10 protein-coding genes are annotated in these 12,131 nt (G+C 74.8%); 5 read left to right on the top strand and 5 right to left on the bottom strand.

Annotation, left to right across the window (positions count from 1 at the left end; genetic code table 11):
- Positions 1-17 precede the first annotated feature (17 nt).
- From trxA to ACIBEA_RS01615, 4 genes are all read right to left on the bottom strand, one after another.
- Positions 18-422 (bottom strand): thioredoxin, encoded by a 405-nt coding sequence (gene trxA / locus ACIBEA_RS01630; protein ID WP_399256744.1) that lies wholly within the window; start codon positions 420-422, stop codon positions 18-20.
- A 127-nt stretch (positions 423-549) separates the two neighbouring features.
- The gene (locus ACIBEA_RS01625; RefSeq protein WP_399256742.1) at positions 550-1,989 is read right to left on the bottom strand and encodes an aldehyde dehydrogenase family protein; all 1,440 of its coding nucleotides are present in this window, start codon (positions 1,987-1,989) and stop codon (positions 550-552) included.
- Between the two features lie 195 nt (positions 1,990-2,184).
- Positions 2,185-3,375, bottom strand: a complete 1,191-nt coding sequence (locus tag ACIBEA_RS01620) for a thiolase family protein (RefSeq protein WP_399256740.1) — start codon at positions 3,373-3,375, stop codon at positions 2,185-2,187.
- 228 nt (positions 3,376-3,603) lie between these two features.
- Positions 3,604-4,617 carry a LacI family DNA-binding transcriptional regulator gene (locus tag ACIBEA_RS01615; protein WP_399256738.1) on the bottom strand — a complete coding sequence of 338 codons (1,014 nt, stop codon included), beginning with the start codon at positions 4,615-4,617 and terminating at the stop codon, positions 3,604-3,606.
- A gap of 427 nt (positions 4,618-5,044) precedes the next feature.
- Between ACIBEA_RS01615 and ACIBEA_RS01610 the strand changes: the two genes are divergently transcribed.
- The 5 genes from ACIBEA_RS01610 to ACIBEA_RS01590 all read left to right on the top strand — a co-directional run bounded on the left by ACIBEA_RS01610 (position 5,045) and on the right by ACIBEA_RS01590 (position 11,262).
- Complete coding sequence (locus tag ACIBEA_RS01610; protein WP_399256736.1) at positions 5,045-6,310, top strand: MFS transporter; 1,266 nt, start codon at positions 5,045-5,047, stop codon at positions 6,308-6,310.
- Positions 6,311-6,422: 112 nt separating this feature from the next.
- Complete coding sequence (locus tag ACIBEA_RS01605) at positions 6,423-7,118, top strand: alpha/beta fold hydrolase (protein ID WP_399256734.1); 696 nt, start codon at positions 6,423-6,425, stop codon at positions 7,116-7,118.
- Between the two features lie 225 nt (positions 7,119-7,343).
- Entirely contained in the window at positions 7,344-8,753 is a 1,410-nt protein-coding gene (locus tag ACIBEA_RS01600; protein WP_399257891.1) for an amidase, read from the top strand.
- A 69-nt stretch (positions 8,754-8,822) separates the two neighbouring features.
- The gene (locus ACIBEA_RS01595; protein WP_399256732.1) at positions 8,823-9,293 is read left to right on the top strand and encodes a type II toxin-antitoxin system PemK/MazF family toxin; all 471 of its coding nucleotides are present in this window, start codon (positions 8,823-8,825) and stop codon (positions 9,291-9,293) included.
- 55 nt (positions 9,294-9,348) lie between these two features.
- Positions 9,349-11,262, top strand: coding sequence for an SMI1/KNR4 family protein (locus tag ACIBEA_RS01590; RefSeq protein WP_399256730.1), 1,914 nt, complete (start codon positions 9,349-9,351; stop codon positions 11,260-11,262).
- A gap of 18 nt (positions 11,263-11,280) precedes the next feature.
- Here ACIBEA_RS01590 and ACIBEA_RS01585 read toward each other — a convergent pair whose 3' ends face one another.
- Positions 11,281-12,093, bottom strand: coding sequence for a TIGR02452 family protein (locus ACIBEA_RS01585; RefSeq protein ID WP_399256728.1), 813 nt, complete (start codon positions 12,091-12,093; stop codon positions 11,281-11,283).
- Positions 12,094-12,131: the final 38 nt, after the last annotated feature.

Below are 12,131 nucleotides of genomic sequence, written 5' to 3'. Positions count from 1 at the left end.
GGGCCGTCGGGGTGTGGCTATGCCTCCGTGGGGGGCTGGGTCGGGTCGGGGGCCTCCGTCTTCGCCTTCTCGGCGGCGATCTTCGTGCGGATCTCGTCCATGTCCAGCGCGCGGGCCTGGCCGATGACGTCCTCCAGCATGACCTCGGGCAGCGCCCCCGGCTGGGCGAAGATGGCCACCTGGTCCCGGATGATCATCAGGGTCGGGATCGACCGGATGTCGAAGGCGGCGGCCAGCTCCTGCTGGGCCTCCGTGTCCACCTTCGCGAAGACCAGGTCGGAGTGGGCCTGCGACGCCTTCTCGTAGACCGGGGCGAACTGCCGGCAGGGACCGCACCACGACGCCCAGAAGTCGATCAGCACGAACTCGTTCTCGCTGACCGTCCGGTCGAAGTTCTCCTTGGTGAGTTCGACTGTAGCCACGGTTTCCAGACCTCCGTATGTCTCGCTTCCTGTTCCCTGGAACGAACGGAGCGCCGCCGGCATTCCGCGACCCCCGGGCCGGGGCCGGGGGGCGGGCCGGCCGGACCTGCCGCGCCCCCGGGGCCGGTCAGAACGGGTGGCCGGCCGGGGTGCGGCGGACCGTGGTCCAGCGCAGCTCCGTGAAGGCGTCGAGGTTGGCCTCGCCGCCGAACCGGGCCCCGTTGCCGGAGGCACCCACACCGCCGAAGGGGGCGACCGCCTCGTCGTTCACCGTCTGGTCGTTCACGTGCACGATCCCGGTGGGGATCCGATCGGCCAGCTCCAGCCCGCGCGCCGCGTCACGGGTGACCACGCCCAGGGAGAGGCCGTACGGGCCCGCCGAGGCGAGGCCGATCGCCTCCTCCTCCGTGGCGAAGGAGCGTACGGGCGCCACCGGTCCGAAGACCTCCTGCGCGTACGCGGGGGTGTCGTCGGCGACGCCCGCGAGCACCGTCGGCCGGTAGAAGAGGTCCCGGTGGGTGCCGCCGGCGAGCAGCTTGGCGCCGCGCTCGGTGCTCGCCTCGACCAGCGCGTGGACCCGCTCCAGCTGGGCGCGGTCGATCAGCGGCCCCAGGTGCACCTGTTCCCGGTACGGGTCCCCCACCACCAGCGCCTCGGCCCGGGCGGCGAGCCGCTCGACGTACTCGTCGTAGAGCGACGCGTGCACGAGGTGGCGGCCCGCGGTCATGCAGATCTGGCCCTGGTGGAAGAAGGACCCCCAGGACGCCTGGGCCACGGCGGCCTCGACGTCGGCGTCGGCGAGCACGATCAGCGCCGAGTTGCCGCCCAACTCCAGGTGTGCGCGCTTGAGGTGACGGCCGGCCGACTCCCCGACGGTCCGGCCGCTCGCGGTGGAGCCGGTGAACGAGACGACGCGCACCAGGGGGTCGGCGACCACGGCCGCCCCGGTGTCCGCGTCCCCGGGCAGGACGTGCAGCAACCCGGCCGGCAGCCCGGCGGCGGCGAAGACCGCGGCGAGCGCGAGCCCCCCGCACACGGCGGTGCGCCGATCCGGCTTGAGCAGCACGGCGTTGCCGAGGGCGAGCGCGGGCGCGACCGATCGGATGGCGAGGATCAGCGGGGCGTTGAAGGGGGCGATCACCCCGACGACCCCGGCCGGGGTGCGCCGGGTGTACGAGAGCCGGGGCGCCTCGGTCGCCAGCACCTGCCCGGTCGGGCGCGAGGCGAGCGCCGCGGCCTCGTAGCACTCCTGGGCCGCGACGTGCAGTTCGAAGTCCGCCTTGCCGGCGATCGAGCCGGATTCGCGGATCAGCCACCCGCGCAGTTCGTCGGCGTGGGCGGCGAAGAGGTCCCCCGCCCGGCGGAGCACCGCGGCGCGCTCCAGGTGGGTGGCGCGCGCCCAGTCCCGCTGCGCGGCCAGGGCCCGTACGGCGGCCTCGGCGACGTCGGGGGCCGAGGCCAGGTCGAGGGTGGCGAGGGTGCGGCCGGTCGCCGGTTCGACGACCGGTGACGTACCCCCGGCCAGAGTCGGTCCGTCCTGCCAGAGCTGCGGGTCGAGGAGCGGCATGGCGCGGGGCCTCCGATGGATGGGGCGGAGCTGCGGGGGTGGGGGGCGGCACGCGTCATCGTGTCAGAACGGAGTTCCCAATTCTGTTCACTTATTGGGCAGTTGCCGGCGGCACGTGTCCGGAATCGATCGAGCGTCCGTACGGCCCACCGCCCCCGCCCCGACGGCCCCCGCTACCCCGTCCGCCCCGGCCCGTCAGCGCTCCAGCACGAGGGCGATGCCCTGACCCACCCCGATGCAGAGCGCGGCCATCCCCGTCCCCGAACCGGCCGCCGCCAGCTGGTGGGCGACCGAGCCCGCGAGCCGGGCCCCGGAGGCGCCCAGCGGGTGGCCCAGCGCGATGGCCCCGCCGCGCGGGTTGACCACGCTGCGGTCCAGCTCGGGCCAGGCCTCCAGACAGCCCAACGCCTGTGCGGCGAAGGCCTCGTTGAGCTCCAGGGTGGTCAGGTCCGCGAACGCCCGGCCCGCCTTCTCCAGGGCCCGCCGGACCGCCTCGACCGGCCCCAGCCCGAAGAGCTGCGGCTCGATCCCGGTGACCGCGGAGGCCCGGATCCGGGCGAGCGGCTCGCGCCCGGTCGCCGCGAGCCCCGCCTCGTCGGTGAGCAGCAGGGCCGCGGCCCCGTCGTTGAGCGGGGAGGCGTTGCCGGCGGTGACCGTGCCCCGGCCGTCGGTGCGGAAGGCCGGCTTCAGCCGGCCGAGGGCCTCCATGGTCGAGCCCTCACGGATGCACTCGTCGCGCAGCAGGTCGACACCGGGGTACGGGACCACCTCGGCCGCGTACTCCCCCGCCGCCCAGGCGGCGGCGGCCTTGCGGTGGCTCTCCAGGGCGAAGGCGTCCTGGGCCTCGCGGGTGAGGGCGTACTTGTCCGCGACCAGTTCCGCGCCCTCGCCGAGCGTTCCCGTCCATTCCTGCGGCATCCGGGGGTTCGTCATCCGCCAGCCCAAGGTGGTGGACCACATCTGCTGGTGCGCCGCGGGGAAGGCCCGCTCCGGCTTCTGGACCACCCAGGGGGCGCGGGTCATGGACTCCACCCCGCCCGCGATCGCCACGGAGGCGTCACCGAGCGCGATGGCACGGGCGGCCTGGATCACGGCCTCCAGACCCGATCCGCAGAGCCGGTTGACGGTGACCCCCGGGACCGTGACCGGCAGGCCGGCCAGCAGCACCGCCATGCGGGCGACGTCCCGGTTGTCCTCGCCGGCGCCGTTGGCGTCACCGAAGACCACGTCGTCGATCCGCGCGGGGTCGAGCGCGGGCGTACGGTCCACCAGGGCGCGGACCACGTGCGCGGCCAGGTCGTCCGGGCGGACCCCGGCGTAGGCACCGCCGAACTTGCCGATCGGGGTACGGACGGCGTCGACGATGTACACGTCGCGGATGCGCATGCGGGGTCTCCTGGGCAGATCCGTGCGGGCGCGCCGGTGGGCGCGCCCGCAGTCTCCGTCCCCGGCTCGCGGCCTGTCAACGCCCCCCGGCGGCGCCCTGACCTGGCCGGCCGACCCGCGCACCGCCACACCACCCGCCGCACCGCCCGCCGCACCGCCCCCGCACCGCACGCCGCACCGCACGCCGCACCGGCGCCCGGCCCGGCCCGTCGGCCGGGCCCCGAGCGCTCAGGTGGACTCGCGGGGGACGGCGCGCGCGGCCAGCAGATCGCGGCGGGCCGGGACCTCCGACGGTTCCCGGACCGCCCGGTCCACCAGGGACGCCAGGTGATCGCCCGTGGGCATCTCGATCCGCACCGTGCTCAGGCGCGGCCGCAGCAGGCGGCCGATCAGCAGGTCGTCGGCGCCCATCACGGCCACGTCCTCGGGCACCCGCAGCCCCGCGTCCTGGAGGGCGCGCATGAGGAGCATCGCGTACTCGTCGTTGTAGGCGAAGACGGCATCAGGGCCGCTTTCCGGCCACCTGGCCACCAGGGCCTGCGCCGACTCCTCGGTGTAGGCCATGGGCAGCGGCTCGATCTCGGCCGCGCCGGCGGCCGCCGCCCGGGCGCCGTCCAGGCGCGGGGCGGAGAAGAGTTCCAGGCCCGCCTCCTCGGGGACGATCACACCGATCCGGCGGTGGCCGCGCTCGACGAGGTGGGCCGCGGCCCGGGCGCCGACCTCGGCCTGGTCCATGACGAGCGCGTGTGCCCCGGCGACGCCGGCGGGCCCGAGCGTGATCACGGCGCGGGCTCCGGCCCGTTTGAGGGTCTCGACGTTGTGGGCGCTCAGGACGATCTCGCCGAGGGAGATCACCGCCACGGGCCGCAGCTCGGCCCAGGCGCGGGCGGCCTGGTCCCCGGTGAGGCCGAGGCTGCCGTACTGGACGACGGTGTAGTCGAGCCGGCGCAGCGCCCACTGGAGCTCGTTGAAGAAGGCGCTGTACAGCGGCCCGGCCGGGACGTGCGAGGTGGGCAGCAGCACGATCCGGGTGTGCCCGGCCCGCAGGCTGCGGGCGGCGGCGTGCGGGACGTAGCCCAACTCCTCCGCGGCCTCGCGCACCTTGCGGCGGGTCGGCTCGCTGATGCGCACGGCTTCGGCGTTGTTCAGGACGTACGAGACCGTGGCGCGCGAGACGCCGGCGAGCCGGGCCACGTCGGCACTGGTCGGTGCGGCGGGGAGCGTGGTGGGTGCAGGGGACACCGGGGCGACGGGCGCGGGGGCGGCGGCGAGCCCGGGGGCGACGGGCAGCCCGGGCGCAACGGCCTCGCCGGCGGCCGCGGCGGGGCCCGCCGTAGGGCCCGGGGCGGGCGGCGGGGGCGGCGCCGATCGGGCGGACGACGTCGGCGACGGTCGCTTCGGGGACGGCTTCGGTGAGGGAGGCATTGCCGTGGCATCTTTCCAGACCGGTGGGGCCCGGGGGCTAGCGGATGGCCGGAATCGGATGCTACACAGTGGTTACACGATTCATTGACACGTGTAACCCGGTCGTCACAACCCCTGCACCGACCGTGCCGCAGCCCGTGTCGCACCGTGCCGCCGCCCCGTCGTGTTCCGACGCACCCCCGCCGTCACGGCGGGGCGGCGCGCACCCCCTCACCCGCCCGACATCCCTGCCCAGGAGGGCACCGTGGCCGTCTCCTCCCCCGGCACCGGCACCGCCGACGCCACCCCCGCCGCATCCGCCGCCGCGCCCTCGCCGCCCGCGCCCGGACGCGGTCTGCTCCCGCTGCTCCTCATCGGCAACACCGCGATGTACGCGCTCTACATCGGAGTCGCCGGGATCCTGCTCGCGCTCCAGGTCGAACACATCGACCCGGCGAACAAGGTCTCCAACTTCGGCCTGATCGCGGGGGTCTCCGCGGTCTTCGCCACGGTCTTCAACCCGGTCGCGGGCGCCCTCTCGGACCGCAGCGGCCGCCGCAACCCCTGGATCCTGGGCGGCGGCCTGGCCGCGGTCCCCGCGATGTTCCTCCTCGGGCTCGCCGATACGATCCTGCTGATCACCATCGCCTGGTGCCTCGGCCAGGCCGTGATGAACGTCTACCAGGCCGCGATCACCTCCGTGGTCCCCGACCGGATCCCGGTCAGCGCCCGCGGCAAGGCCTCGGCGGCGGTCGGACTCGGCCTGCCCTTCGGCTCGACCCTGGGCGCCCTGCTGGGCGCGGCCTTCTCCGACGACTACCGCACCGGCTACCTGGTCTTCGGCGCGGTCGTGGCGGGCGCGGCCGTGCTCTTCACGGCGAGCAGCCGCGAGCAGCGCCTCCCGGCCCGCGCCCAGCTGCCCGTCCGCGCCCAACTGGCCGCCTTCAGCGGGGCGTTGCGCGACCATGACTTCCGGTGGGCCTTCATCGGGCGCGCGCTGCTGGTCCTCGGGTACTTCTCGGTGAGCGGGTACCAGCTGTACATCCTCCAGGACCACACCGCGTTGCCCGCGGGCATGGAGGCGGAGGAGGCGGTGGCCCTCCTGATGCCGCTGACCAGCGTCGCGATGGTGGTCTCGACGGTCCTGGGCGGCTACCTGTCCGACCGCTTCGACCGCCGCAAGCTGTTCGTCGGCGCCTCCGCGCTGCTGTCGGCCGTCGCGCTCCTCATCCCGGCCCTGTCGACGAGCTGGTCGGCGATGCTCGCCTTCTCCGTGGTCAACGGCCTCGCCTTCGGCTGCTACATGGCCGTCGACACGGCGCTGGTGACGATGGTGCTCCCGAAGGCCGAGGACGCGGCCCGGGACATGGGCGTCCTCAACATCGCCAACGCCGGACCGCAGATCGTCGCGCCGTTCGTCGCCTCGGTGATCGTGTCCGTCAGCGGCGGGTACACCGCCCTGTTCGTCATCGCGGCGATGCTCTCCGTCGCGGGCGCGCTGGCCGTGAAGCCGATCCGCAGCGTCCGCTGACGACCGCTCACCGGCAGACTCGTACAGCACACCCGCACCACGCTCCACGCTCCACGCGCCACGCAGCCCGCAGCCCGCAGCCCGCACCGCGCGTCCCGCAGAAAGGCACTCCGTGCAACTCCACACCCACACCTGGGGCGAGGGCGACCGCGTCGCCCTGCTCGTCCACGGCATCATGTCCGACCACCGCACCTGGCGCCGGGTCGGTCCCGCGCTCGCCGCCCTCGGGTACCGCGTCATCGCCGTCGACCTGCGCGGCCACGGCGCCAGCGGCCGGGGCGACTACACCCCGCAGGGCTTCGCCGACGACCTGGTCGAAACCCTCCCCGCCGGGGCGGACCTCGCCCTCGGCCATTCCCTCGGCGGCCTGACGCTCTCCCTGGCCGTGGACCGGCTGCGGCCGCGGCGCGCGGTCTACTCGGACCCGGCCTGGCACCTGGCCCCGCTCGGGGAGGGCTTCGGGCCCGAGGTGTTCGCCGCGTTCAAGTCGGCTTCCAGAGAGCGGATCCGGGCGCTGAGCCCGCGCTGGGAGGAGGCCGACGTGGACGTCGAGCTGCTCACCCTGGCGGCCTGGGACGAAGCCACCGCGCTGTGCCTCGCTTCCCTGGCCGGTACGGACCTGCTGCCCGCCGCGCCGGTGGTGCCGTCCCTGGTCCAGCTGGCCGATCCGAGCTTCCTGATCGACGAGGAGCGTGGCGACATCCTCAAGGCCCGCGGTTTCGAGGTCCGTTCGGTGGCGGGCGCGGGTCACACCATCCACCGCGACGACTTCGAGGGGTTCATGACCTCGCTTGAAGGATGGATATAGCAAGCTTCCAGATCTCCCCGTTACGGTCGGTGTACCGATGAGTAACGGGGAGGTCCGGTTTCGATGACCACAGTTCCTGGCACGGTTCCTGGTAGGGCTCCTGGTAGGGCTCCTGGTGCGACGACCGCCGTCCTGGCCCCGGGCCCCACGGCCGTCCTGGCTCCCGGCTCGCCGCCGGGCCCGCACCCCCTCCCGACCCCGCACCGGGTGCCCGGCCTCGCCGACATGGTCAGGGCGCTCGCCGACGGCAGCGTGACCTCGCGCTGGCTCACCGAACAGTGCCTGGAGCGGATCGAGGCCTCGCAGCCGGAGCTGAACGCGTTCCGGATCGTGCACTGCGAGGCGGCCCTCGCGGAGGCGGACGCGGCCGACCGGCGGCTCGCCGCCGGGGAGCGGCTCCCACTGCTCGGCGTGCCGCTCGCGGTCAAGGACGACATGGACGTGGCCGGGCTGCCGACGGCCTTCGGCTGCGCCGGGGACTTCCCGCCGAAGGCCGAGGACAGCGAGGCGGTACGCCGTCTGCGCGCCGCGGGCGCGGTCATCGTCGGCAAGACGCAGACCCCGGAGCTGGGCCAGTGGCCGCTCACCGAGGGGCCCGCCTTCGGTGCGACCCGCAATCCGTGGAACCCGGCCTTCACCCCCGGCGGCTCCTCGGGCGGCTCGGCGGCCGCCGTGGCCGCCGGCCTGATCCCGGCCGCGCTGGGATCGGACGGCGCCGGTTCCATCCGCATCCCGGCGGCCTGGACGCACCTGGTCGGCATCAAACCGCAGCGCGGCCGCATCTCCACCTGGCCCGAGCCGGAGGCCTTCCGCGGGCTGACGGTCAACGGCGTGCTGGCCCGTACGGTCGCGGACGCCGCGCTGCTGCTCGACGCGGCCAGCGGGTCCCACCGCGGCGACCTGCACCGGCCCGCGCCGATCTCCGCCTCCCGGGCGGCCCGCACCGAGCCGGGGCGGCTGCGGATCGCGCTCGCCTTCGCGATGCCGTTCACCGGCACCTCCAAGTCCCTGGACCCGTCGATCCGTTCCGCCGTGGAGCGGCTCGCCGGGCGGCTGGAGGCGCTGGGTCACGAGGTGGCCCTGGAGGACCCCCGGTACGGGCAGATCGGGCTGAGCTTCATACCCCGCGCGACCGGGGGCGTACACGAGTGGGCCGCCCGGGTGCCGGATCCCTCGCTGCTGGACCCGCGGACGAGCGAGGCCACGCTCATGGGGCGGATCCTCAGCGGCCTGCCCCTGCGGGCCGCCCGCCGCGCGGAGGCCCTGCACCAGCACCGGATCGGGGAGATCTTCCACCGCTACGACGTGGTCCTCACGCCCACGACGGCCACCACCCCGCTGCGCGTCGGCGCCCTGGAGAACCGGGGTTCCCTGGACACCGAACGGGCGATCATCGCGGCCTGCCCGTACGCCTGGCCCTGGAACGTCCTCGGCTGGCCGGGCGTGAACGTCCCGGCGGGCTTCACCCCCCAGGGGCTTCCCGTGGGCGCGCAACTCCTGGGCCCGGAGTCCTCGGAGCCGCTCCTCATCTCGCTGGCGGCCCAGCTGGAGGCGGCGGAGAACTGGCAGTCCCACTGGCCGCGTTGGTCCGCCCCGCTGGGAGCGGCGACGGCATCGGTCACGGGTTCGGCATAGCGCCCGGTCCGGGCATCGCTGCGGCACGTCCCGCACCGGCCGCGCCGGCACCCCGCTAACCTCTGCCGGATGACGGCACTTTCGCACCACACCCCGCACACCGACCAGCCCCACCAGCCCGGCCGCGACGGCGCCGGGGCGACCGCCGAGGTCGATCCGCGCGCCATCGGGCCCGTGCGCACCTCCTACGCGCCCGACCACGACGGGGACCCCGACCCCGGCGAGATCGTGTGGACGTTCGTCCCCTACGAGGAGAACGACGGCCGGGGCAAGGACCGGCCGGTGCTGGTCGTCGCCCGCGAGACCGACCGCGACACCGTGCTGGCCGTACAGCTCTCCAGCAAGCGCCACGACCAGGACCGGGAGTGGGTCCCGATCGGCACCGGGCCCTGGGACGCGGCCGGACGGGAGTCCTGGGTGGACGTGGACCGGGTGCTGCGCGTGCACGACGCCGGCATGCGGCGCGAGGCGTGCGCCCTGGACCGCGGCCGCTTCCAACTGGTCGTCGACCGCCTGCGCGAGCGGTACGGCTGGGCCTGAGCAGACCTCCCCCTGTCAGTGCCCGCTGTCAGTGCCCGCTGTCACCATCCTGTGCATGACGGACACCGAGGCATTCGACTGGCGGCCCTTCCTCCTCAAGTGGAGCGGGGAGTGGTCGGACTGCGCGGCGGCCGGCGAGGAGCGGAACGAGGACGACGAGCTCGCCCTGCGGGCACGGTGGTTGGGGTTCCCGGCCGCCTCCGAGGAGCGGATGGCGGCCATGGAGGAGCGCCTCGGCCGCCGCATGCCCCCGTCGTACCGGGAGTTCCTCGCGGTCAGCGACGGGTGGCGGCACGCGGGCGGGTTCGTGTGGCTCCTGGCAGGGACCGCGCAGGCGCGCTGGCACCACAACGAGTCCACGCTCGCCGACGTGTTCGAGGAGTACCTGGACGACGACGCCGGTCCCGAGGCGCGGCGCGAGGCGGCCCTCTGGCGGCGCGGGCTCCAGCTGAACGTGCGGTCCGACGCCACCTACGTCCTGATGGATCCGGAGGACGTCGACGAGGACGGCGAGTGGGCCGTGTACACCTGGGCGGGCTGGCGGGCCGCGCCGCCCGAGCGGTACGCCGGTTTCCGGGCGTTCATGCGGGACATGCACCGGGAGTTCCACAACCTCCGGGCGAATCCGGGGGACGGGGAGCCGGAGTTCGTCAACGACACCACGCGCGAGCTGGACGCCCTGGTGGACGACGCCCGACGGGAGGCGTTGCGGGGCGGGTGGGAGTCGGCCCTGGCCGCGCTGGACGAGGCCAAGGGGTACGGCAGGCCGGGTGCCGCCGGGCTCGGCGACCAGATCCGGCGCCTGCTCGGGCAGACCTACATGGTGGCCTTCGGCGACCTGGTGGCGGACCCCCGATACGCGCAAGAGCTGTTGCCGCTGCTGCTGGCCGCGGACGCGCACCGCGATGCCCCCGCGCTGAGGATCACCGTGCGGGGCGCCGACGAGGACCTGCTGGACCTGGCCCGTGCGACGCTGGAGCGCCTGCGGGGCGGCACCTACCGGTACGCGGCGGCGGGTGCGTTCGGGGAGGCCGTCGAGCGGGCCCGGGAGCTGGTCCGATGGGGCGACACCGACGGGGCGTGGCGGACGCTGCGGGAGGCCCTGCCCCTGTGGGAGCCGTGCGGGCCGGACCACCTGGCGCCGCTGGGATGGCTGGCCGACCCGTTGCTCGGCCCGTTGCTCACCCCGGAGCGGGGCCGGGAGCTGCTGGCCACGCCGCGGGGCGGGCAGACGGGCGCGGTGCCGGAGCCGACGGCCGGGCTCGACCCGGGGAACCTGGCGTGGCTCGCGGAGCCGGACCCCGGCGGCCACCTCACCTCCTACCGGTTCGTCCTGGTGGAGGGGGTGGAGCCGGCGGAGCTGCCCGACCGGCTCGCGGACGCCGACCCGGAGGGGGAGGGCAAGGAGGACGGCCTCCTCCTCCAGCTGCCGATGACCTCCTGGGAGGCGCGCAACAGGGCCTTCCAGCGCCGGCGGGAGTCCTCCTCCTACGACGACCGGGCCCTCGTGTCGGTCGGGCGGGCCGGCAACGGCTGGAGCTTCGCCTTCGACGGCGAGCCCGCCCCGTTCGACCGGCAGCGGCTGCGCTCCCCCGCCGCGGGCGCCAGCGCGGGCACCCGCGCGGTGGTGGTGTGGAGCGGGCTGCGGGCGGACCGCGGTGCGCCCGTGTTCCACCTGTCGGTGGCCCGGGAGGGTGTCGAGCAGTACGCGTTCACGTACGCGGAGGGTGAGCTCCGCGCCGCCGGAGCGGTACCGGCGGTGCTGGACCCGCACCGGTTCTTCGGCAGCCCCCTGGACGGCGCCGCGGCAGAGCGCTCGCTGCTGGAGGCGTTGACCCGGGAGTTCGGCGTGCTGCTGCCTCGGCACTCGCTCACCCAAGGGCGGCTGCACACCTTCACCACCCGCTCCTGGACGCGGCCGCCGGCGCACGGGGAGACGTACACGGGGTTCACATGGTCCAGGGGGTGACCCACCAGGAAGCCGTCCTCAGCCCGGGAAGGCCGCCTCGAAAGCCCGGCGTGGGCCCGGGGCGCGGTCCAGGATCCCGAACGCCACCCGGTCGAAGACGCCCGCGAACCGGCCCGTCAGCAGCGCCCGGAAGGCCTCGGCGACCTCGGCCGGATCGTTCATGAACACCCCGCACCCCCACGCCCCCAGCACCAGCTGCGGGTAGCCGTGCAGCGCCGCCACCTCCAGGACCCGCTCGGCCCGCCGGGCCAGCGCCGCCGGGATCTCGTGGGTCCGCTCGGGTTCCTGGCGCCGGATGGTGCCCGCGTTCGGAGCGGGGGAGGTGAGGAAGCCGGCCCGGAAGGGCACCTCCAGCAGTTCGCCCCGGTCGTCGCGGAAGACCGGGACCCCGGGCGAGTGAATCACCCGGTCGGTGTAGAAGGTGCTCACTTCGGCGCGGTGGACCTCGTAGTACTCGCGCGCCTCCAGCAGCGTCTCGTAGAGCGCCGAAGCGCGGCACAGGGCTTCCTCCTGCGCCTTGGCCCCGCGGACGTATCCGCCCCCGGGATTGCGGGCCGAGGCGAAGTTGAGGACCGCGACCGGGCCGGCCGGGGCGAGCCTGCGGGCGGCGACCGTGCTGCTCTCCCCGGTCACCTCGCACACGGTCTCCCGGCTCCGCGCCCCCTCCGGCTTGCCCTGGATGACCGGATTGGGGCCATATATCCTGGTTCCTGCCTTGGCTTCCGCCACGGCGGCGGCGAGCGCCACCTCCCGCCCCGACCGCGACCGGTACCCCCCGGCCGCCACGATCTGCGCGTTTTCCAGCGCGATGGCCCTCAATCTGCTGCTCATCCCCCGATCCTGCGGAACGGGCACCGCAAGCGGCAACG

The sequence above is a fragment of the Streptomyces sp. NPDC051555 genome, from assembly GCF_044454405.1.
Classification (GTDB): domain Bacteria; phylum Actinomycetota; class Actinomycetes; order Streptomycetales; family Streptomycetaceae; genus Streptomyces.
Note: the sequence above shows the minus strand (reverse complement) of the source record. Positions and strands in the feature narration are given on the sequence as shown.